The organism is Kitasatospora sp. NPDC101183 (assembly GCF_044767945.1).
GTDB lineage: Bacteria > Actinomycetota > Actinomycetes > Streptomycetales > Streptomycetaceae > Kitasatospora.
Window position 1 is genome coordinate 35562 of sequence record NZ_JBIWOW010000005.1, and the last position, 20486, is coordinate 56047.

A 20486-nucleotide genomic window follows, 5' to 3' on the forward strand; every position below is an offset into this window, starting at 1 on the left:
CCCCGGTTGCCGAACTCCACACCCCCTGGGGTGGGTTGGAAAGAATAGCGGGGGGAGGCGAACGGCCGGTGTCAGGCGGCGGTCGATCCCGGGGGCAGCTCCAGCTCGAACCAGACGACCTTGCCGTCCCGGGTGCGCCGGCTGCCCCAGCGGTGGGCCAGTTCGTTGACCAGGTGGATGCCGCGCCCGCCCTCGTCCTCGGTGCGGGCGCGCCGCATCCGGGGCACCTCGCTCTCCCGGTCCGCGACCTCGACGGTGAGCGTCCGGTTGCAGAACAGCCGTAGCTGCGTGGGCGATCCGGCGTGCACCAGGGCGTTGGTGATCAGCTCGCTGGTCAGCAGCTCGGCCCAGTCGGCGAGGGCTCCGAGGCCCCAGGACTCCAGCGTCTCGCGGGTGAAGCGGCGCGAGTGGGCGACCATCGCGCGGTCGTCCGTGAGCGGCAGCGAGGCGATCCGGTCGGCGCCCGAGGGGCGGACCTGGGCCATGATGACGGCGATGTCGTCCTCGCTGGTGGGGCCGGTCAGGCGGGTCAGGACGGCGTCGCAGGTCTGCTCCAGGCTGCGGCGGCGGTCGGCCACGGTGCGGCAGAGCAGGCGCAGGCCCTCGTCGATGTCGTGGCCCCGGCGCTCGACCAGGCCGTCCGTGTAGAGCGTGAGGATCGCCTCCTCGGGGAGCGTGAACTCGGCGCTGTCGAACGGGACTCCGCCCACGCCGAGCGGCGCCCCGGGCGGCAGCTCGACCAGCTCCGCGTGGCCCTCGGTGTCGGCGACCACGGGCGGCAGGTGGCCCGCGCAGGCGGCGGTGCAGCTGCGGTCCGCCGGGTCGTACACCACGCAGACGCAGGTGGCGAACTGCCCTTCGCCCAGCGCCGTCGTGGCCTCGTCCAGCCGGTACATCACCCGTGCCGGGTCCAGGTCCAGGGTGATCAAGGTCCGGGCGACGGTGCGCAGTTGGCCCATCGTCGCGGCGGCGCGGATGCCGTGGCCCATCACGTCGCCGACGATCAGCGCGACCCGCCCGGCGGCCAGCGGAACCACGTCGAACCAGTCCCCGCCCACCTCGCTGACCACGCTGCTGGGCAGGTAGCGGTAGGCGATCTCCAGCCCGAGCGTGCGGTGGATCTCCTGCGGCAGCAGGCTGCGTTGGAGGGTCAGCGCGGTGTCGCGCTCGCGGCGGTACAGCCGCGCGTTGTCGATCGCCAGCGCCGTCCGAGCGGCCAACTCCTCGGCCAGCGACCGGTCGTCCTGGCCGAACGGCTCCGGGTTGCGCGTACGGATGAACTCCGCGCCGCCCAGCACGAGTCCGCGCGCGACCAGCGGCACCATCAGGTACGAGTGCACCCCGGCCGCCAGAGCGGGCTGGACGCGGTCGGGGGAGGCGGCGATCCGGCTCATCTCCGCCTCCGTGACCCGGGAGAAGAGGATCGACCGGCCGGTGCGCAGGCTCTGGGCGTACACCTGCGCGGACTGCGAGGCCTCGCCGACCTGGTCGGCGGCCCCGGTCATCACGCCGTCCGTGCCGTCCGTTCCGCCTGTGCCGTCGCCGTCCTCCTCGTCGCCCAACTCGCCCACCGCCACGGCCCGCATCAGCACCGGGCCGTCCGCCGGGACGGGCCCGGGCTCCTCGCCGCCGAGCACCGCGTCGCGCAGGTCCACCGTGACGAAGTCGGCGAAGCGCGGGATCACCACCTGCACCAACTCCCGCGCGGTGCGGTGCAGATCGAGCGTGGTGCCGATCCGGGCGGTCGCCTCGTTCAGCAGCGACAGCCGCTGCTGCGCGGCCCGGGCCTCGTCCAGGGCGCGCTGCCGCGCGTCGGCCGCGTCGCGCTCGCGGGTGAACAGCAGCGCGTTGTCGATGGACACCGCCGCCCGCACCGCCAACTCCCCGGCCAGAGCGAGATCTTCGTCGACGTACGGCCGGTCGAGGACCGTGCGGTAGAAGCCCGCCACACCGATCGGGGTGCCGCGCGCGATCAGCGGGACGACCATGAACGAGCGCACGTTCTGCTCCCGTACGGCGGCCGTGCGCACCGGGTCGTCGGCGAACCAGGCCATCCCCTCCTCGTCCATCCGTGGCACCAGCACCGGCTGCCGGTGCTCCAGGCACCACGCGTAGGGCGAACCGGGCAGGAAGCGGTGCACCCCGCCGAGCCGGGCGATCGGCGACAGGGTCGAGCCGTGTACGGAGTGGAAGGCCATCCGCCGCAGCAGCGCGGAGCCGTCCGTGGGGGCCGCCGTCGTGCGCTCGCCGCGCACCAGCTCCTCCAGGATCTCCACCACCACCGTGTCCGCCAGTCGGGGAGTCGCCACCTCGGCCAACTCCTGGGCGGTGCGGTCGATTTCGAGGGTAGTGCCGATCCGGGTGGAGGCGACGTTGACCAGAGCGAGCCGCTCCTGCGCCGCCTTCGCCTCGCGCAGCGCCTGCTGCCGGGCGAGGACGGTCTGGTGCTGGCGCAGGTACAGCCGGGCGTTGTCGAGGGCGACGGCCGCGCGGGAGGCCAGCTCGTCGCCGAGCGTGATGTCGGCCTCCGCGAAGGACTCCCGCGAGCCGCGCCGTGAGTACACCAGCATGCCGAGGGTGGTGCCGCGCGCGACCAGCGGCGTGATCCGCACCGAGCGCGGCCGGTCGCCCAGGTAGGCGCGCCTGCGGCTCTCGCTGATGCCGTCGCTCAGCATCGGCAGCTCCCAGGACGGCACCACCACCGTCCGCCCGGCGGCCAGCGCCCGGGCGTACGGGGAGTCGGACGGCAGCTCGTAGAGCGCGTCCACCGGCAGCGCCTCCGCCGGGTAGAGGGGGTCGGCGGTGGCCAGCGCGAGGCGGCGCACCAGCAGCGGGGCCTGCGGCCCGGGCGCCTCGACGGTGCGGCCGGCGACCAGCGCCTCCAGGGCGAACACCCCGCTCACGTCCGCGACTTGGGGCACCATGGCGTCGGCCAGCTCGCGGGCGGTCTGGTGCAGGTCCAGGGTGGTGCCGATCGAGGCCGTGGCGTCCACCAGCAGGGACAGGCGCTCCTGCGCCCGGGCGGCGCGGGCGTCCGCGCGGAACCGCTCGGTGATGTCGACGACCGTCGCGCTCACCCCGAGCACCCGGCCGCCCGGGTCCTCCAGCCGGAAGTACGAGGCGGACCAGGCGCGTTCGCGGTGCGGGTCGTTCGGCGTGCGGCCGTGCGCACGGGCGTCCAGCACGGGCACGCCGCTGGCCAGCACCTCCCGCATCACCTGCTCGGCCTCGGCGCCGTTGATCCCCGGCAGCAGCTCGGTCAGCCGGTGGCCCAGATGCCGCTCCACCGGCAGGCCGTTCGCCCGGGCCAGGGCCTCGTTCAGCCGGACGAAGCGCAGCTCGCCGTCGAACACGCCCATGCCGACCGGGGACTGGGTGAAGAACCCGTCCAGCACCGCCAGGTCCGACTGGATGCGGCGCAGCGTCGTCACCTCGGCGGCGACGGCCAGCACCAGCGGCCCGCCGGCCGTCGGCGGGGGGATCGGATGTGTACGGAACTCCAACTGCACGGCGTGGCCGTCCCGGTGGCGCACCGGGAACACTCCCGACCACGGCCGGCCGGCCAGGATCTGCCCGAACAGCCGCAGCACCTCGGGCCGCTGCTCGTCGGAGGCCAGCAGCTGTGCGGCCTTCGCCCCGACGGCCTGCTCCGCACCGTAGCCGAGCAGTGCCTCGGCGTCGTCGCTCCAGTGCAGGATACGTCCGTCGGCGCCCAGCAGGGCCGTGGCGATCGGGACCATCAGCAGGGCGTCCTGCTGCGGTTCGTCCCGGTGCTGCACGTCGTCGTCCACGTCGTCCACCCTGGCCCGAGAACCGTACGGAGATCGTTCCGACCAGCCCTGCCATCTTCGCACGGGCCCGGCGTCAGGGCAGGGGCACGAGCTGCTCCAGGTAGCAGACCTGGTCCTCGGGCGGCTCGCTCCAGAAGGACCGCACCCGGTACCGGCCGGGCGGCAGCTCGACGGTCAGGTACTCGCCGCTCTCGACGATGCGCGGGCCCTCGTACACGGAGTCGGCGAGCAGGTACCGTCCGGCGTCCAGCTCGACCACCGGCCCGTCCTCCCAGCAGCCCTCGCGCAGCGCCTGCTCCACGAGCGGCAGCAGGACCTCGGCGGGCTCCAGCCCGATGTGGATCGGCCGCACGAACACCCGCTCCCGCGCCAGCCAGGTCACGGGCAGTGGTTCCTCCGCCAACGTCAGCGTCTCGCCACCGCCGGGCAAGGGGCACCGCTCCACGGACTCCCCGTCGGTCTCGAACGCCTCCTCACCCGTCCACTCGCCGACCGCCGCCTCCGGGCACAGCACGTACCGCCCCGAATCCGTACAGTCCAACCACTCCACCATGTCGGCATCCTCCCACGTCAGGGGGGTGCACCCGCGCGAGCAGAGAGGGGCGCGCGGGAAGTCGACCAGGTCGACTTCCCGCGTTGGGGCACATCTTGTTCCGGTGCTGATGCGGCGCCGCAGTCAACTCGTGGATTCAAGGGCAAAAGTTGGCCCCCAGAGTGTGGGGAGGCATCAGGGCCGCCTCCCCACCGCGAGATCTCGTAGGCCGCTCGGCGCAGGAGCAGGGCGCGTGACGGAGTGTCGCTAGGGGGCTGCGGCGACCGCGGCGCGGCAGTGGGTGAGGAGGCGGCGCAGGGTGTCACGGTCGGTGGGGGTGAGGGCGTCGTACATGCGCTGCTCGATGGCCCCGGCGGCGGTGTCCGCGAGGTCGGTCACGCGGCGGCCTTCCTCGGAGAGCCGGTTGGGGCGGGTGTTGCGGTTCCAGTCGTCCTGCTCGCGGACGACGAGGCCCTTGGCTTCGAGGGTCTTCAGCGTGGCCGCCGAGGCCTGGGGGGTGACGAGGCAGGCCCGGGCGATGCCCGCGCCGGTGATGCCGGGGTTGTCGCGCAGGGCGAGGAGGGCGGCGTACTGGGCGACGGTGAGGCCCAGGGGTCGCAGGGCCTCGGTTTTCGCGGCCATGAACGCGACCTCGGTGGCCTTGATGTCGTAGCCGAGCCGCTCGTTCGTCGTCAGTGCCATGGCCCGATTCTACGGCCCTTGAATGTCATCAAGCTCTTGATAGTCTTCAAGGTATGAATACTTCGACCGCATTGGTGACAGGCGCCGCCTCCGGACTCGGGCGCGAGATCGCCCTCGACCTGGCCCGGCGCGGCCGGCGCCTGGTGCTGCCCGTTCGTACGGCGTCGCGGGCGGACGAGCTGGTGGCGGCGTCGCGGGCGATGGGTGCGCCCGCGCCGGTGGTGGTGGAGTGCGACCTGTCCGACCGCGAGGCGGTTCGCCGGATGTGCCGGGCGGTCGCGGCGGAGGGTCCGTTGGACCTCGTGGTGAACAACGCGGCGGCCGGCGGCGGGGTCGACCCCACGCGCAGGGAGGCCAACGGCGCGGGCATCGAGCTGCGGATGGCGGTGAACGCGATCACCCCGCACCTGATCGCGAGGGAACTGCGCGGCGCGCTGACGGAGGCGGGGCGGGTGGTCCAGGTGGGGAGCATGGGGCAGGTGCCGCTCGACCTGGACGATCTGAACTACGAGCGGGGCGGCTACGACGGGATCCGGGCGTACTGCCGCAGCAAGGTCGCGCTGGTGATGTCCGCGATCGAGCTGGCGGGGGAGGGCGTGCCGGTGAACGTGGTGCATCCGGCGCGGGAGATGCCGACGCCCATGGTGATCGAGGCGGGATTCCCGATCGCCTCGACGCTGGACGACGGGACGCTGGCGGTCCTGCGGGTGGCCCTGGATTCGGAGCTCGCCGGTGTGCGCGGCGCCTACTTCCACCGCTTCGACCGTACGGACCCCCACGAGCAGGCGCTGGAAGCCGATGCCCGACGTCGCGTGGTGGCCTGGATCGAGAAGCACACGCCCTGAGAGCGGCGAGGCGCAGGAAGTCGGCCGGGCCGACTTCCTGCGCGTCAGCGGGTCGCCGGGGCCTGGACCGGTTCCGGGGCGGGGGTGGGGGCTGGGGCGCGGAGCGTGAGGGCGAGAGTGACGAGGGTGCCGAGGAGGCAGGCGGCCGCCGCGACCAGGACGGCGCGGTCGGCGCCCGCCGCGAGGGTGGCCGGGGCGGTGCCGGGGCGGGTGGCGCCGGCGACGGCGATGGTGAGGGCGACCCCGAGGGCCGAGCCGATGTAGCGGGCGGTGTTGTTGGCGCCCGAGCCCATGGCCGCCCGGTGCGGCGGCACGCTGCTCACCGCGAGCCGGGCGAGGGCCGCGTTGAGGACGCCGCTGCCGACGCCCGCCACCATCAGCCCCGGTGCCAGCCGGAGCCAGGTGGAGTCGGGGTGGAGCCCGTACAGCGCGGCTTCGCCGAGGCCGCAGAGGAGCAGCCCGAGCGCGAGTTGGACGGCGGCCGACAGGCGCCCGGCCAGCCGGCGGGCCTGGAGCGCGGAGACGACGGAGAGCCCCGACCAGAGCGCGAGCACCCCGCCGACCGCCGGGCCGGAGAGCCCGAGGACGCCCTGCAGCAGCGTGGGCAGGTAGCTCATGAAGCCGACCAGTGCGATGCCGTTGAACAGGGCCCCGCCGGTCGCGGCGAGGAAGCCGCGGTCGCGGAAGAGGGCGAGGTCCAGCATCGGCTCGCGCACCTTCGCCTCGACCACCGCGAACGCCGCCAGCAGCAGCACCCCGCCCGCCAGCAGCGCGGCGACCACCGGCCGGGCCCAGCCGTCGCGGCCCTCGGCCAGGCCCGCGATCAGGGCGGAGGTGCCGGCGGCGAGTGTCAGGACGCCGTACGGGTCGAGGGCGCGCGGCCGGTCGGCCCGGGACTCGGTGAGGAGGGCGGTCGCGCAGGCCGTCACGGCGGCGGAGGCCAGCGCGAGGCCGGCGCCGACGGCGCGCCAGCCCGCCCACTGCTGGACGAGCGCGCCGTACACCGGCCCCACCGCGATGCCGAGGCCGATCGCCGCGCCCCACACCCCCAGCGCCCGCACCCGGGCGGGGCCCGGCGGGTGGGCGTGGCTGATCAGGCCGAGCGCGGGGGCGAGGATCGCGGCCGAGGCGGCGCCGAGGAGGACCCGGGAGGCGAGGTAGACGGCGCCGCCGGGGGCGAGCGCGCCGAGGGCCTGGGAGGCGGCGACCAGCAGGGTGCCGAGGGTGAAGACCCGCTTGCGGCCGTGGTCGTCGGCGGCGCTGCCCGCGGTGAGCAGGAGCGCGGAGATGCCGACCAGGGTGCCGGTGAGTATCCAGGTGCGCCCGGTGGCGCCGAGGTGGGCGGCTTCGGCGGTGGCGGCCAGGGCGGCGGTGGGCGCGGTGTAGGCGACGGTGACCAGGGCGGTCGCGGCCGAGGTGACGGCCAGCGTGGCGCCGGGCCGTAAGGGAGAGGTGGCGGGGGGCATGGGTGTTCCCTCCGGACGGCAGACCTGTCGGTCTGGTGAATGAACCTTCTTCTCGGACGGCACGCTACCACCGTCGGTTCGTTCATTGAACCCATCGCGGCGAGTGGACTACCCTGGCCCGCATGGCCCTCGGAATCGACTACGAATCTCAGGACTGCAGCCTGGCCCGCGCCCTGGAGGTGGTCGGCGAGCGCTGGAGCCTGCTGATCGTCCGCGACGCCTTCTACGGCGTGCAGCGCTTCAACGACTTCCTCATCCACCTCGGCATCCCGCGGGCCGTCCTCACCGCGCGCCTCGGCGCCCTCGTCGAGGCCGGGGTGCTGCGCCGGGAGCCGTACCAGCAGGCGCCGCTGCGCCACGGATACCTGCTCACCGAAACGGGGCTCGAACTCTGGAGCCCGCTCTACCAGTTGAGCCGCTGGGGCGCCCGGCACGCGATGGAGGACGGGCCGTACCACCTGTTCGCCCACGCCGCCTGCGGCACCGACCTGGACCAGCTCGGCGTCTGCCCGCGCTGCGGCGGCACGCCGGTGGCGCCCACCGGGATCGACATGCGCCCCAACCCCTCCCGGGCCGCCGGCCGCCGGGACGACCCGGTCTCGCGCGCCATCGCCCGCCCGCACCGGCTGCTGGAACCGGTCGCCTCGGCGGCGGTCTGAGGCCCGGCCAGGGGGGCGGCCCGGGGAACGGCCCGGGGAACGGCCCGGCAAGCGGCCAGGGAAACGGCGGAGCCGCCGACGGGTGCGCACCCGCCGACGGCTCCGGAGCGGCTCAGGAGCGGCTCAGGAGTGGAACCGCACCTCCGGGTCGGCCGCGCTCGGCCCGTCGAGCAGCGGCTGGTCGATGCCCTTCAACTGCTGGTCGAAGAAGGCCACCACGTACTGCCGGGTGAGGTCCACCCCGCGCCGGGCGGTCATGGTGGTGTCCGGGCCCTGCGGGATGCCGAGCTTCTCCATGAAGAGCGGCAGGTCGGTGAAGCTGCCGTGGTTGGCGCCGTCGAAGATCAGCCAGCGCTTCCAGCCGTCGAGCTTCGGCCAGTCCTCCCGCCAACTGTCGTCCTCGCCGCCGCCCTTCTGTCCGTGCGAGATCATCAGGACGGGCTTGCCGCCGATGCCGCTGTCGGGCACCCGGTAGTCGAGGGTGCCGTCCAGGTCCGCCCCGGCCCGGATGCGGTCGTCGGTGAGCAGCGCCGGGACGATGGCCGCGCCGCCCGCCGAGTGGCCGGCCATGCCGATGCGGTCGCGGTCGATGAGGCGGGCGTAGCGCCAGGCGGGGTGGGGGCGGTCGGTGAGTTGGTCGATGACGAAGGAGACGTCCGTCGCCCGGCTGGCGTCCAGCGCCTTCCAGGCCGCCGGGTCCGTGAACGTGTCGCACACCACGCAGGGGAGCGTGCGCCCGTCGGGGAAGGTGGTCCCGGTGTTCTCGTAGGTGTGGTCGACCAGCGCGACGACGTACCCGTGGCTGGTCAACTCCTCGGCCAGGCTGGTGATCTCGGTGCGCGGCGCGGTGAAGCCGGGGGAGAGGACGACCAGCGGGTAGTGCCCGCCGAACGGGCGCGCGCCGGTCTCCGACCACGTCCGGGCACCGGTGACGGCCTCGGTCGGGATGTGGTTGCCGGGCAGCTTGCCGTCCAGGAGGGCGCGGGCGGCGCCGGGGGTCATGTACGGCGCGGGCGTGCCGGTGCCCGCGTGCGCGGGGTAGTACATGGACACCATCAGCTGGCGCGGACCGGAGGACGGGACCCACGGGTCCGTCCGGTCCTGGTCGACGAGGTGCAGGACCTCCTGCCCGACGGCGAACGGCCCGGTCGGGCGCGGGAGTTCGATCCGGTCGGACGGGGCGGGGGCGGAGGCGGCCGTCAGGGTGGCGGCGGGCGCGGCCAGGGCCGGCGAGGCGGCGACCACGGTCAGGGGAAGCGCGAGCAGCAGGGCCGCAGTGGCGGCGGTGGTGCGGATTCGGCTCATGGGACCGACGGTAGGTGGAGGTCACCGGAGTTGACGTCCACTCGGAGACGTACCGGCCCCCTGCGGGGCGCCGCCCGGACGCCCCTAGGGGGCCGGTCGCGCGGCGGTCAGTCGAGCGCCTCCAGGATCGTCGCGTTGGCCAGGCCGCCGGCCTCGCACATGGCCTGCAGCCCGAACCGCCCGCCCCGGCGCCGGAGTTCGTGGACCAGGGTGGTCATCAGCCGGGTGCCGCTGGCGCCCAGCGGGTGGCCCAGGGCGATGGCGCCCCCGTTGACGTTGAGCCGGGCCGGATCGGCGCCCGTCTCCTGGAGCCAGGCGAGCACGACGCTGGCGAAGGCCTCGTTGATCTCGAACAGGTCGATGTCGGCGAGGGAGAGGCCGGAGCGGCGCAGCACCTTCTCCGTGGCGGGCAGCACGCCGGTGAGCATCAGCAGCGGGTCCGAGCCGGTGACCGCGAAGGAGTGCAGCCGTGCCAGCGGGCGCAGACCGAGCTTCGCGGCGGTCTTGCTGCTGGTGATCAGCACGGCGGAGGCGCCGTCGTTGATCGGGCTGCTGTTGCCGGCCGTCACCGACCAGTCGATCTGCGGGAAGCGCTCCGCGAACGCCGGGTCGGCGAAGGACGGGCGCAGGCCCGCGAGCACCTCGGGCGTGGTCGCCGGGCGCACCGACTCGTCCGTGGTGACCAGCCCGCCGGGCGTGGCCACCGGGACCAGTTCCTGCGCGAACCGGCCCTCCGCGTGCGCCCGCGCCGCCTTGAGGTGCGAGCCGGTCGCGAACTCGTCCATCGCCTCCCGGGAGACCGACCACTTGGCGGCGATCAGCTCGGCGCTGACGCCCTGCGGGACGAGCCCGCCCGGGTACCGCGCCGAGACGGACTCGCCGAACGGGTCCGCCCCCGCGGGCACGTTGGACCACATCGGCACCCGGCTCATCGACTCGATCCCGCAGGCCACCACCATGTCGTACGCGCCGGACATGACGCCCTGCGCGGCGAAGTGGACGGCCTGCTGGGACGAGCCGCACTGCCGGTCGACGGTGGTCGCCGGGACGGACTCCGGCAGCCCCGCCGCCAGCCACGCGTAGCGGGCGGTGTTCATCGCCTGCTCGGCGACCTGGTCGACGCAGCCGGCGATCACGTCGTCGACCAGGGCCGGGTCGATGCGGCTGCGGTCGACCAGCGCCCGCAGGGTGCGGCCGAGCAGCTCCACCGGGTGGACGGAGGAGAGCGAGCCTCCCGGCTTGCCCTTGCCGATCGGGGTGCGGACGGCTTCGACGATCACGGCGTCGCGCATGGCGGGCCGCCTTTCCTGTGAGGGTAGGTTGGAAAAGCGGACTCACTATAGGACTAGTGGGTTCGGAAATCCAACCCTCTAGGCGTTGTCGGTGGTTCCGTGCGCCCTCACCTCCTCCAGGAACTCGGCCGCCGCCCGGGCGTTGGGCACGGCGAAGCACAGCGGCAGGCCGGCCGAGCCCGTCCGGATCTCCAACTCGCCGGGGCCCGTGGCGCGGGCCGACCGCACCTCGGCCCACCGGAACGCCTCCGTCACGGCCGGCGGGCGTGAAGGGCGGTGGACCAGGCCGCTCGTCGTCACCGTCAGCCGCCCCCGGGCGAACCGGACGCACCCCTCCTCGCGCAGCGCCCGGTGCAGGCCCGCCCGCAGGGTGGGGGCGAGGCGCTCGTCCACCTCCCGGAGCAGCCCGTCCAGGCCGTGCACCCGCGCGAGGCGGACCGGCTCGTCGACGCCGACGAGCCATATTCGGGCGTGCTCGCTGGCCTCCACGGCGCCCCACGGGAGCGGGCGCTCACGGTTCGCGGGCCCGACCAGGACCAGCCCGCCCTCGTGCAGCCGCACGGCCCGCAGGCCCGGCCCGCGCCGCAGGCGCCCGTACGCCCCTGCCGCCGCGAGGGCCCCGGCGGCGACGACGGGGGCGGGCCACCACTGCCCGGCCGCCAGGCACACCGCGACCGCGACGATCGCCGCACCCGCGCCCGCCCAGGCCGCCAGCCACCGGGGGACCGGCCGGAACCCCCGATACACCCGCACCACCCGCCCGAGCGCCCCCACCACCTCGGGCGACCCCACCGGCCCGACCAGCCGCGGCCACGCACCGCCACTGCGCACCACCGAAGCCGACCACACCACGGCCACGCCGCCCACCTCCTTTCTCACGCATGTTCACAACCGGAGCCCCGATTGCCACGTGCCCAGCATCGACGCTCGGGCGCCCCCGGGAACAGTGCCAATCGACACCCTCTGGCCCGGATCGGGCCGGGATTACCTGCCGATCGGCACATCCGCGTGAGGGGGGGAGAGGTGGGGGCCGCCTCGCGAGAGCGGAGGGGTGCGAAGGCGGAGGGGTGCGAGAACGGAGAGAGCTGCTCAGACGGGCGCTCGGTACAGGTCGGTACAGGGGTGTGTCGAGTAACGACCCGAGCGCGACCGCCACCGCCCCCCGACGGGCTCAGGCCGCCGTCTGCAGCCGCCGCAGCAGCGCCGTGGCCGCCGCGTCCGGCGGGCGGTGGGTGTTGACCAGCGTCACGACGCCGACCGACTTGCCCGGGTCGAAGGCGATGAAGGCGCGGAACCCCGCCGTCCCGCCGTTGTGCCAGATCTGCAGGTGCCCGCCCTGCTGGGTGTGGAGGCGGTGCCCGAGCCAGCCGAGGTGCGTCCAGGCGAACGGGTTGACCCGGTGGCGGGTCTCCCGGGTGAGCGCGATCGCGGCGGACAGCGGCGCCTCCGGGGCGTGCTCGGCGGCGAGTTGGGCCTGGAGCAGCACGGCCAGGTCCGCGGCGGTGGACCGCAGCCCGCCCGCGCCCGGGAGGACGGCGGAGTGCCGCGGCGCCACCGGACGGCCCCGGAACCCGTGCCCGTCGGCGACGGAGCGGCCCGCTCCGACCCGTACTCCGGTGTCCGTGAGCCCGAGCGGCCCGCACACCTCCTGCTCCACCGCCTCCTCGTACCCGGTGCCCGCCCGGCGGGCGAGGGCGAGGCCGAGGAGCCCGGCGCCGAGGCCGGAGTAGCGGAACCCGCGCCCGGGGACGGACCGCAGCCGCGTTCGGCCGAGCCGCTCCAGCGCCGAGGTGGCGGCGCAGCCCCCGCGCCGGGAGCGCCAGCCGGCGGTGCTCTTCGGCAGGCCCGACGAGTGCGTGGCCAACTGCCGCAGCGTGACGGCCTGTCCGCCCCGGCTGGGCACCGCGACGTCCCCGCCGAGCGCGTCGGCCAGGGGCTCGTCCAGGCTCACCGTGCCGTCGAGGGAGAGCCGCGCGAGGAGCAGCGAGGTGAACACCTTGGTGACGGACCCGATCTCGAACACCGTGTGCGGGCCCGGCACTTCACCGCCCCGCCCGGTCCGCCCGGCGCCCCGGATCTCCACCTGCCCGTCCGCGAGTCCGGCGACCACCGCGCCGACGTGCTGCTGGGCGAGCCGGTCGGCGGTCGTCTGCACCAGGTCGGCGAGTTCATCCATGCCGCGAGCCTAGGGCGTGTCTTTCGGATCACGCCAGGCGGGCGCCGCCGGGGCACGCACCTCGCCGGCTTCTCGTCAGTCGCCGATGCTCCGCATGGACTCCCTCCTCGGCGCCGCCGATGCACGCACCCCAACGACGCCCGCTGATCCGACGTGATCCGAAAGACACGCCCTAGACCGAGCCCTCCTCGACCCCGTCGGCCGGTCCACCCCGCAGCAGCGCCGCCCGCAGCCGCGCCGCGACGGCGGCCGCCTGTGCCTCGTCGGGGTAGCGGCTGCGCGGCCAGAAGAACCCGCGCAGCCCGTCCTTGGGATTGCGCGGCACCACGTGCACGTGCAGGTGCGGGACGGACTGGCTGATCCGGTTGTTCGCCGCGACGAAGCTGCCCGCCGCGCCGAGCCCCTCCTCCACGGCCGCCGCCACCCGCTGCACGCACCGGAAGAACGGGCCCACCTCGGCGGCGGGCAGGTCGGCCAGGGTGCGGTGGTGGTCGCGCGGCACGACCAGCACGTGGCCGGGGAACAGCGGCCGGCGGTCCAGGAAGGCGACGGCCGCCTCCGCCTCCAGTACCAGGTGCGCGGGCTCCGTACCGGCCACCACCGCGCAGAACACGCAGTCCATCGGTCCCATCCGACCATTGAAACCACCCGCGCCCGCGCCCGGCATCCCCGCAAACCCCCACCGCCCGGATCTCACCCGGACGGGCCGCGCCCGGGTGCGCCCGCCCCGCCGTCGGGCGCACCGTGGCCCACAGGGGGCCGACGATCCCAGGAGGTGCCGCGATGGCGGGCAAGTTCGAGGTCTACGAGGATTCCGCGGGCAAGTACCGGTACCGGCTCAAGGCGGGCAACGGCGAGATCGTCGCCACCGGCCAGGGCTACTCGAGCAAGGACGCCGCCCACAAGGGCGTCGATGCGGTCAAGCGCGCGGCCGCCGACGCCTCCGTCATCGACCTCCCCAGAGCCGCGTAGCGGACAGGCGCGCTCGCGCAGGCCCCGAGCGCACTCACTCGTACCGGTACAGCAGCGCCTCCCGCTCCGCCTGCTCGATCATCCCGATCGTCAGCGAGTCGTCCCGCAGGTGCGACAGCGTGACCGCCGCCGAGCTGGGCTGGGCGTCCTTCGCGAGCCAGTTCTCCGGCTTCCACGCGGAGCCGCGCAGGAACGCCTTGGGGCAGTGCGCGTACACCTCCTCCACGCCGACCACGATCGCGCTGCGCGGCGGCTTGCCCACCGCGGTGAGCCGCCGCAGCAGCTCGGGGTCGGTGCTGACGCAGGCGCGCCCGTTGACCCGCAGCGTGGTGTCCCGGCCGGGGACGACGAAGAGCAGCCCGACGCGGCCGTTCTCCAGCACGTTGTGCAGGGTGTCCAGCCGCTTGTTGCCGGTGGCGTCGGGGATGGCGAGGGTCCGGTCGTCGAGCACCGAGACCAGCCCGGCGGGGCCGCCGCGCGGGGAGACGTCGCAGCGCCCGGCGGCGTCGGAGCTGGCGACGAACACCATCGAGGCGCAGGCGATCAGCCGCTTGGCCACGTCGTGCAGCCGGTCGACCTCCTTGCGGCGCGCGTGCTCGCCCGGCTGCTCGTACACCTCGCGCAGCTGCTCGGCGCCGGTGAGCGCGCCGGCGGAGAGCGCGGCGAACAGTCCGCCGGGGAGGGCCGGGGCGGAGGTTGACGGAGCGGCAGGTTCCGGTATGAGGGTCATACCGCGAATGTACGCGCGCATGGACGGGAGCCCCCAGGGGGCGGTACCCGCCCACCGGCTCCGAAGCCCTGCGGCCACCCTCCGTGAAATCCCGGCCGAACCCCTCCCCACCAGCGGTTTTACGCTGATAATGGGGGCCAGGGACTCCACGGGAGGTGGTGGTCGTGATCATCAGGATCTGGGCCGGGCAGGTCGTCGTCGGCCGCCTGGAGGAGTTCTGCGCGCACCTGGCCAGCCAGGTGATCCCGCAGCTCGGACGGACGGAGGGCTGCCTCGGCGGCGAGCTGTTGCGCTCGGTCACCGAGGACGGCCACCGGGTGCTCGTGCTCAGCCGCTGGCGGGACGAGGACGCCCTGCGCGGCTACGCCGGGCCGATGTGGCGGATCCGGCCGGTCTGGTCGGAGGGGGAGCTGAGCTACCTCGCGCACCCGCCGGAGGTCACCCACTTCACCCAGGTCGCGACCCCCGCCGCCCCCGCCACGGCCTGAGAGGGGGCGGCGCAGCCCGTCGGAGGGGCGGCGCACCCCGCCGCCCATTCCCGCTCCCCGCGTGAAACAGCCCACACACCGGGGCCCTCCCTGAGCCCTCGCGGCGCGTGGCACAATGACGAGCAACAGCAGTGACGTTCAGCGCACTCCGGGGTCGGTGAAAATCCGAACCGGCGGTTACAGTCCGCGACCCGTCCGCAGCCAGCGGCCGGTTGACCAGGTGAAATTCCTGGACCGACGGTTAAAGTCCGGATGGGAGGCGTGCGCGGGCGGACGAAGAGCAGTATCCGTGGTTTTCCGCTCGGAAATCGGTTGAAAGCGACCGGAATCCATCAGGAAGGCCTTGGAAAGGTGAGCACCGGGAGTCCGACCTCCCGGGCCGGGAGAGCGATCCCCCGGCGGCCCGCGGCACCCCGGAGACGGGTACGGCCGAAGGCCCGCGCACCGGTGCCCGTCCGTGTCATCTCCCTCTGCCGCCCCGGAGTCCGCGCCCCAAGCGCGAGGAGACCCGGGTGTTCACCGGCATCATCGAAGAGCTCGGCGAGGTCGTGTCGATCGAGGAGATCGGCGACTCCTCGCGAATCCGCCTGCGTGGCCCGGTGGTCTGTACGGACGCGCACCACGGCGACTCCATCGCGGTCAACGGCGTCTGCCTGACCGTCGTCGACACCCCCGACGAACTGGCAGCCGCCACCGGCGAGTTCAGCGCCGATGTGATGGCCGAGACGCTCCACCGCTCCAGCCTGGGCGAGTTGAAGCCCGGCTCCGCCGTCAACCTGGAGCGCGCCATGGCGCTCGGCGCCCGGCTCGGCGGCCACCTGGTGCAGGGTCATGTCGACGCCACCGGGCGGCTGTTGAGCCGCGAGCCCGGCGAGCGCGACGCCGAGGGCAACCTGCGCTGGGAGGTGCTGCGCTTCTCGCTGCCGGAGAGCATCTCCCGCTACCTGGTGGAGAAGGGCTCGATCACCGTCGACGGCATCAGCCTCACCGTGGTCGAGGCGGCCCTGGACAGCTTCACCGTCAGCCTCATCCCGGCCACCCTCGCGCTGACCACGCTCGGCGCGAAGACCGTCGGCGAGAGCGTCAACCTGGAGGTGGACGTCCTCGCCAAGTACGTGGAGCGCCTGCTCCAGGCCGGCACCCTGCCCGGAACCCCGGGAACCCCGGGAACCCCGGACCAGTACGGAACGCCCGAAACGGAGCGCACCAAGTGAGCTGGCTCAGCGGCGAGGCGTTCACCGTCCTCGGCGAACACGTGAAGTGGGCCGACATGATCGGCAACCTGCTCGGCTTCGGCGGCCTGGCCCTCGGCTGGCGCCGCTCGGTCTGGAGCTGGCCCGTCCAACTCCTCTCCGGCGCCGTGCTGATCGCCGCCTACCTCGGCGGCCACGTCCCCGGCCTGATCGGCAAGCAGCTGATCGTCATCGCCACCGCCGCCTGGGGCTGGCGCCAGTGGCGGCGCGGCCGCGGCGACTCCGGCACGATCTCCGTCCGCTTCGCCACCTGGCCCGAGCGCGCCGCCCTGGTCGGCGGCACGGCCGTGGCCACCGTCGGCCTGGCGCTGCTGTTCACCTCGTACCCCAGCCTGTCCTGGAGCCCCTGGTCGGACGCCTACATCTTCGTCGGCACCCTGGCCGCGATGGTCGCCCAGGCGCGCGGCTGGCTGGAGTTCTGGTTCGCCTGGATCGCCGTCGACGTGGTCGGCGTCCCCTTCGCCTTCAACAGCGGCTACACCTTCTCCGGCCTCACCTACTCCGTCTACTTCGTCCTGGTGATCCTCGGCCTGCGCTCCTGGTGGATGAGCACCCGCGAGCCGCGCGCCACCACCGCCAACGTCCCGCAGGGAGTCCCGGCATGACCGAGAACCAGTCGCACAGCGAAGAAGAGACCGACCTCGCCCTCGACCCCGTCGAGCGTGCCATCGCGGACATCGCGCTGGGCCGCGCCGTCATCGTCGTCGACGACGAGGACCGCGAGAACGAGGGCGACTTCGTCTTCGCCGCCTCCGCCGCCACCCCCGAGCTGATGGCCTTCACCGTCCGCTACAGCTCCGGCGTGATCTGCGTCCCCATGACCGGCGGCGAGCTGGACCGCCTCAAGCTCCCGCCCATGACGGCCGTCAACGAGGACCGCAAGGGCACCGCCTACACCGTCTCCGTGGACGCCCGCGAGGGCGTGGACACCGGCATCTCCGCCGCCGACCGCGCCCGCACCGTCCGGCTGCTCTCCTCGCCCGGCACCGAGCCCGGCGACCTCACCCGCCCCGGGCACGTCTTCCCGCTGCGCGCCGTCGAGGGCGGCGTGCTGGCCCGCCCCGGCCACACCGAGGCCACCGTGGACCTCGCCCGCCTCGCCGGGCTGGCCCCGGCCGGCGTCTGCGTCGAGGTGGTCAACGACGACGGCACCATGGCCCGCCTGCCCGAGCTGGTCGCCTTCGCCCGCGAGCACGGCCTCGCGATCATCTCCATCGAGGACCTGATCGCCTACCGCCGCCGCACCGAGCTGCACGTCGACCGGGCCGCCGTCACCGCCCTGCCCACCGTGCACGGCGAGTTCACGGCCGTCGGCTACCAGGGCACCATCGACGGCGTCGAGCACCTCGCCCTGGTCGCCGGCGGGCTCGGCCCGGACGGGCGGCTGCCGGACGGCGAGGACGTGCTGGTGCGCGTCCACTCCGAGTGCCTGACCGGCGACGTCTTCGGCTCGCTGCGCTGCGACTGCGGCCCGCAGCTGGAGGCCTCCCTCCAGCGGGTCGCCGAGGCCGGCCGGGGCGTGGTGCTGTACCTGCGCGGCCACGAGGGCCGGGGGATCGGCCTGTCGCACAAGCTGCGGGCGTACGAGCTGCAGGAGCAGGGGCGCGACACCGTCGACGCCAACCTGGACCTCGGCCTGCCCGCCGACGCCCGGGACTACAGCATCGGCGCCCAGATGCTGGTCGACCTCGGGGTCCGCTCGCTGACCCTGCTCACCAACAACCCGGAGAAGCTCACCGCGCTCACCGACCACGGCCTCAAGGTCAAGGGGCGCGAAGCGGTCGAGATCGAGCCGGGCGAGCACAACCTGCGCTACCTGCGCACCAAGCGCGACCGCATGGGCCACGACCTGCCCGGCCTCGGTTCCTGACCCCGCGACCCCACGACCACACGCCCCATCAGAGAGAACGGACTACGGACATGAGCGGCCACGGAGCCCCCGAGCTGACCATCGACGGCGCGCAGGACCTGAAGGTCGCCGTCGTCGCCGCCCAGTGGCACGACCAGGTGATGAACGGCCTGCTGGACGGCGCCCACCGCGCGCTCAAGGAGCTGGGCGTCGCCGAGCCCACCGTCCTGCGCGTGCCCGGCACCTTCGAGCTGCCGGTCGCCGCCAAGCGCCTGGCGGAGCACGGCTACGACGCCGTGGTCGCCCTCGGCGTGGTGATCCGCGGCGGCACCCCGCACTTCGACTACGTCTGCCAGGCGGCCACCGCCGGCCTGACCCAGGTCAGCGTCGACACCGGCGTCCCCGTCGGCTTCGGCGTGCTCACCTGCGACAACGAGGAGCAGGCCCTCGACCGCGCGGGCCTGCCCGGCTCCGCCGAGGACAAGGGCCACGAGGCCGTCACCGCCGCCGTCGCCACCGCCGCCACCCTGCGCGCCCTGGGCTGAGCAGCGGCACGCGCACCCGAGTCCGGGCCGTGGACGTCCACCCGACCGTCCACGGTCCGGAACCGTTTACCGCCGCATCGCCCGCACGCCGTAAGGTGAGTCCCATCATGGCTTCGAAGACATTCGAGGAGCTCTTCTCCGAGCTCCAGCAGAAGGCCGCCACCGGCGACCCCGCGACCTCCCGTACCGCCCAGCTCGTGCAGCAGGGCGTGCATTCGATCGGCAAGAAGGTCGTCGAGGAGGCCGCCGAGGTCTGGATGGCCGCCGAGTTCCAGTCGGACGAGCAGACGGCGGAGGAGATCTCGCAACTCCTCTACCACCTTCAGGTGATGATGATCGCCCGCAAGCTGACGCTCGACGACGTCTACAAGTACCTCTAACCACGCACTCCCAGAAGCACTCCCTCCCCAACAGGTAAGGAAGCAACCTCCCATGCTGCGCATCGCCGTCCCCAACAAGGGTTCTCTCTCGGGTCCCGCGGCGGAGATGCTCCATGAGGCCGGCTACCGCCAGCGCAAGGACCCGAAGGAACTGGTCCTCGTCGACCCGAACAACGAGGTCGAGTTCTTCTTCCTGCGCCCGCGCGACATCGCCGTCTACGTCGGCTCCGGCCGCCTCGACGTCGGCATCACCGGCCGCGACCTGCTGCTGGACTCGCACTCCAACGCGGAGGAGGTCCTCGCCCTCGGCTTCGCCGCGTCGACCTTCCGCTTCGCCCGCCCCGAGGGCGTGCAGGTCGAGGACGTCAAGGGCCTGGAGGGCCTGCGCATCGCGACCTCCTACACCGGCCTGGTCGAGCAGCACCTCGCCGACAACGGCGTGAAGGCGACCGTGACCAAGCTGGACGGCGCGGTCGAGACCGCGGTGCAGCTCGGCGTCGCCGACGTCATCGCCGACGTGGTGGAGACCGGCACCAGCCTGCGCAACGCGGGCCTGGAGGTGTTCGGCGACCCGATCCTGGTCTCCGACGCCGTGGTGATCCGCCCCAAGGGCGCCGGCGAGGACGCGGCCGTGGACCAGTTCCTGCGCCGCCTCCAGGGCGTCCTGGTGGCCCGCCGCTACGTGCTGATGGACTACGACATCCGGGCCGAGAACGTCGGCGCCGCCGTGGCGCTCACCCCCGGCCTGGAGTCGCCGACCGTCTCCCCGCTGCACACCGAGGGCTGGGTGGCCGTCCGCTCGATGGTGCTCCGCAAGGAGGCCCAGCAGATCATGGACGACCTGTGGGGCATCGGCGCCCGGGCGATCCTGGTCACCAACATCCACGCCTGCCGCCTCTGACCGGGCGGACGACCTGCCGCACCGCCGGCAGGTAAAGAACGGTTCAATGGGGCGGGGACGCCGACCGGCGTCCCCGCCCCTGCGCTGCCGCGACCAGGGCAGCCGCCGCCACCCGAACCACCGGAGACCGAACGTGTCCACCCCGCCCGTCCAGTACCCCGTCACCTGGGCTCCCCGCCGCACCCGCGCCGTGCTGTTGCCGGTCTGCGTGCTGCTGGTGGCGCTGTTCGCGGTGCTGGCCGTGCTGCTCCCCGAGAGCTGGCAGCTCAACGACCGGCTGATGATGGTCATGAGCGGCGTCCTGTTCGCCTGCGTCGGCCTGATGCTGGCCCGCCCCCGGGTGAGCGCCGACGCGCAGGGCGTGACGGTGGTCAACTTCGTCCGCACCCGCCGACTGGCCTGGGCCGAGATCGTCCGGGTCAACTTCCGCCAGGGCGACCCGTGGGCCACCCTCGACCTCGCCGACGGCACCTCGCTGGCCGCCGTCGGCATCCAGTCCGGCGTCGGCAAGGACCGGGCGATCGCGGACGCCCGCGCGCTGCGCGACCTGGTCGAGCAGCACACTCGCCACTGACGCCCGCCACCGACGCCCGCCACCGA

21 protein-coding genes and 1 riboswitch are annotated in these 20486 nt (G+C 73.8%); of the genes, 11 read left to right on the forward strand and 10 right to left on the reverse strand.

Annotated features, from left to right (window positions below):
- Positions 1-71 precede the first annotated feature (71 nt).
- From ACIRRS_RS07705 to ACIRRS_RS07715, 3 genes are all read right to left on the reverse strand, one after another.
- Positions 72-3791, reverse strand: a complete 3720-nt coding sequence (locus tag ACIRRS_RS07705) for a SpoIIE family protein phosphatase (protein WP_402966461.1) — start codon at positions 3789-3791, stop codon at positions 72-74.
- Positions 3792-3864: 73 nt separating this feature from the next.
- Positions 3865-4344 carry an Imm21 family immunity protein gene (locus ACIRRS_RS07710; protein WP_402966463.1) on the reverse strand — a complete coding sequence of 160 codons (480 nt, stop codon included), beginning with the start codon at positions 4342-4344 and terminating at the stop codon, positions 3865-3867.
- Between the two features lie 246 nt (positions 4345-4590).
- The gene (locus ACIRRS_RS07715) at positions 4591-5025 is read right to left on the reverse strand and encodes a MarR family winged helix-turn-helix transcriptional regulator (RefSeq protein WP_402966465.1); all 435 of its coding nucleotides are present in this window, start codon (positions 5023-5025) and stop codon (positions 4591-4593) included.
- Positions 5026-5078: 53 nt separating this feature from the next.
- Between ACIRRS_RS07715 and ACIRRS_RS07720 the strand changes: the two genes are divergently transcribed.
- A complete protein-coding gene (locus ACIRRS_RS07720; protein WP_402966467.1) occupies positions 5079-5870 on the forward strand; it encodes an SDR family NAD(P)-dependent oxidoreductase in 792 nt (263 codons plus the stop codon).
- A gap of 44 nt (positions 5871-5914) precedes the next feature.
- Here ACIRRS_RS07720 and ACIRRS_RS07725 read toward each other — a convergent pair whose 3' ends face one another.
- Positions 5915-7336, reverse strand: a complete 1422-nt coding sequence (locus ACIRRS_RS07725) for an MFS transporter (protein WP_402966469.1) — start codon at positions 7334-7336, stop codon at positions 5915-5917.
- 122 nt (positions 7337-7458) lie between these two features.
- Between ACIRRS_RS07725 and ACIRRS_RS07730 the strand changes: the two genes are divergently transcribed.
- The gene (locus ACIRRS_RS07730) at positions 7459-7995 is read left to right on the forward strand and encodes a winged helix-turn-helix transcriptional regulator (protein WP_402966471.1); all 537 of its coding nucleotides are present in this window, start codon (positions 7459-7461) and stop codon (positions 7993-7995) included.
- 123 nt (positions 7996-8118) lie between these two features.
- Here ACIRRS_RS07730 and ACIRRS_RS07735 read toward each other — a convergent pair whose 3' ends face one another.
- From ACIRRS_RS07735 to ACIRRS_RS07755, 5 genes are all read right to left on the reverse strand, one after another.
- Positions 8119-9300: an alpha/beta hydrolase family protein gene (locus ACIRRS_RS07735; protein WP_402966473.1), complete on the reverse strand. Its 1182-nt coding sequence runs from the start codon at positions 9298-9300 to the stop codon at positions 8119-8121.
- A 107-nt stretch (positions 9301-9407) separates the two neighbouring features.
- The gene (locus tag ACIRRS_RS07740; protein WP_402966475.1) at positions 9408-10592 is read right to left on the reverse strand and encodes a thiolase family protein; all 1185 of its coding nucleotides are present in this window, start codon (positions 10590-10592) and stop codon (positions 9408-9410) included.
- Between the two features lie 78 nt (positions 10593-10670).
- Positions 10671-11450, reverse strand: a complete 780-nt coding sequence (locus ACIRRS_RS07745; protein WP_402966479.1) for a hypothetical protein — start codon at positions 11448-11450, stop codon at positions 10671-10673.
- Positions 11451-11763: 313 nt separating this feature from the next.
- On the reverse strand, positions 11764-12768 hold the full coding sequence (locus tag ACIRRS_RS07750; protein ID WP_402966481.1) for a serine hydrolase domain-containing protein: 1005 nt from the start codon (positions 12766-12768) through the stop codon (positions 11764-11766).
- 172 nt (positions 12769-12940) lie between these two features.
- Positions 12941-13390 (reverse strand): HIT family protein, encoded by a 450-nt coding sequence (locus ACIRRS_RS07755; RefSeq protein ID WP_402967047.1) that lies wholly within the window; start codon positions 13388-13390, stop codon positions 12941-12943.
- Positions 13391-13551: 161 nt separating this feature from the next.
- On the opposite strand from ACIRRS_RS07755, the gene ACIRRS_RS07760 reads away from it, so the two are divergent.
- Entirely contained in the window at positions 13552-13740 is a 189-nt protein-coding gene (locus ACIRRS_RS07760) for a YegP family protein (protein WP_402966483.1), read from the forward strand.
- Between the two features lie 34 nt (positions 13741-13774).
- Here ACIRRS_RS07760 and ACIRRS_RS07765 read toward each other — a convergent pair whose 3' ends face one another.
- Entirely contained in the window at positions 13775-14470 is a 696-nt protein-coding gene (locus ACIRRS_RS07765) for an MSMEG_1061 family FMN-dependent PPOX-type flavoprotein (protein ID WP_402966485.1), read from the reverse strand.
- A 164-nt stretch (positions 14471-14634) separates the two neighbouring features.
- Here ACIRRS_RS07765 and ACIRRS_RS07770 point away from each other — a divergent pair, with 164 nt between their 5' ends.
- The 8 genes from ACIRRS_RS07770 (at position 14635) to ACIRRS_RS07805 (ending at position 20460) form a co-directional block, all read left to right on the forward strand.
- The gene (locus ACIRRS_RS07770; protein WP_402966487.1) at positions 14635-14958 is read left to right on the forward strand and encodes an antibiotic biosynthesis monooxygenase family protein; all 324 of its coding nucleotides are present in this window, start codon (positions 14635-14637) and stop codon (positions 14956-14958) included.
- Between the two features lie 140 nt (positions 14959-15098).
- Positions 15099-15226, forward strand: a riboswitch (FMN riboswitch).
- A 244-nt stretch (positions 15227-15470) separates the two neighbouring features.
- A complete protein-coding gene (locus tag ACIRRS_RS07775; RefSeq protein ID WP_402966489.1) occupies positions 15471-16172 on the forward strand; it encodes a riboflavin synthase in 702 nt (233 codons plus the stop codon).
- A complete protein-coding gene (locus tag ACIRRS_RS07780; RefSeq protein ID WP_402966491.1) occupies positions 16169-16816 on the forward strand; it encodes a nicotinamide riboside transporter PnuC in 648 nt (215 codons plus the stop codon). Before ACIRRS_RS07775 ends, ACIRRS_RS07780 begins: the two co-directional genes overlap by 4 nt.
- The gene (locus tag ACIRRS_RS07785) at positions 16813-18081 is read left to right on the forward strand and encodes a bifunctional 3,4-dihydroxy-2-butanone-4-phosphate synthase/GTP cyclohydrolase II (RefSeq protein WP_402966493.1); all 1269 of its coding nucleotides are present in this window, start codon (positions 16813-16815) and stop codon (positions 18079-18081) included. Before ACIRRS_RS07780 ends, ACIRRS_RS07785 begins: the two co-directional genes overlap by 4 nt.
- Positions 18082-18131: 50 nt before the next feature.
- Complete coding sequence (gene ribH, locus ACIRRS_RS07790) at positions 18132-18605, forward strand: 6,7-dimethyl-8-ribityllumazine synthase (RefSeq protein ID WP_402966495.1); 474 nt, start codon at positions 18132-18134, stop codon at positions 18603-18605.
- A 107-nt stretch (positions 18606-18712) separates the two neighbouring features.
- A complete protein-coding gene (locus tag ACIRRS_RS07795; RefSeq protein WP_402966497.1) occupies positions 18713-18985 on the forward strand; it encodes a phosphoribosyl-ATP diphosphatase in 273 nt (90 codons plus the stop codon).
- 52 nt (positions 18986-19037) lie between these two features.
- A complete protein-coding gene (gene hisG, locus ACIRRS_RS07800; RefSeq protein WP_402966499.1) occupies positions 19038-19886 on the forward strand; it encodes an ATP phosphoribosyltransferase in 849 nt (282 codons plus the stop codon).
- Positions 19887-20019: 133 nt separating this feature from the next.
- Entirely contained in the window at positions 20020-20460 is a 441-nt protein-coding gene (locus ACIRRS_RS07805; RefSeq protein WP_402966501.1) for a PH domain-containing protein, read from the forward strand.
- Positions 20461-20486 lie beyond the last annotated feature (26 nt).

Coding starts and splice junctions, on each gene's coding strand:
- ACIRRS_RS07735 (WP_402966473.1), bottom strand. CDS start 9,300: ATGAGCCGAATCCGCACCACCGCCGCCACTGCGGCCCTGCTGCTCGCG.
- ACIRRS_RS07715 (WP_402966465.1), bottom strand. CDS start 5,025: ATGGCACTGACGACGAACGAGCGGCTCGGCTACGACATCAAGGCCACC.
- ACIRRS_RS07785 (WP_402966493.1), top strand. CDS start 16,813: ATGACCGAGAACCAGTCGCACAGCGAAGAAGAGACCGACCTCGCCCTC.
- ACIRRS_RS07720 (WP_402966467.1), top strand. CDS start 5,079: ATGAATACTTCGACCGCATTGGTGACAGGCGCCGCCTCCGGACTCGGG.
- ACIRRS_RS07765 (WP_402966485.1), bottom strand. CDS start 14,470: ATGACCCTCATACCGGAACCTGCCGCTCCGTCAACCTCCGCCCCGGCC.
- ACIRRS_RS07725 (WP_402966469.1), bottom strand. CDS start 7,336: ATGCCCCCCGCCACCTCTCCCTTACGGCCCGGCGCCACGCTGGCCGTC.
- ACIRRS_RS07740 (WP_402966475.1), bottom strand. CDS start 10,592: ATGCGCGACGCCGTGATCGTCGAAGCCGTCCGCACCCCGATCGGCAAG.
- ACIRRS_RS07795 (WP_402966497.1), top strand. CDS start 18,713: ATGGCTTCGAAGACATTCGAGGAGCTCTTCTCCGAGCTCCAGCAGAAG.
- ACIRRS_RS07730 (WP_402966471.1), top strand. CDS start 7,459: ATGGCCCTCGGAATCGACTACGAATCTCAGGACTGCAGCCTGGCCCGC.
- ACIRRS_RS07750 (WP_402966481.1), bottom strand. CDS start 12,768: ATGGATGAACTCGCCGACCTGGTGCAGACGACCGCCGACCGGCTCGCC.
- ACIRRS_RS07755 (WP_402967047.1), bottom strand. CDS start 13,390: ATGGACTGCGTGTTCTGCGCGGTGGTGGCCGGTACGGAGCCCGCGCAC.
- ACIRRS_RS07710 (WP_402966463.1), bottom strand. CDS start 4,344: ATGGTGGAGTGGTTGGACTGTACGGATTCGGGGCGGTACGTGCTGTGC.
- ACIRRS_RS07760 (WP_402966483.1), top strand. CDS start 13,552: ATGGCGGGCAAGTTCGAGGTCTACGAGGATTCCGCGGGCAAGTACCGG.
- ribH (WP_402966495.1), top strand. CDS start 18,132: ATGAGCGGCCACGGAGCCCCCGAGCTGACCATCGACGGCGCGCAGGAC.
- hisG (WP_402966499.1), top strand. CDS start 19,038: ATGCTGCGCATCGCCGTCCCCAACAAGGGTTCTCTCTCGGGTCCCGCG.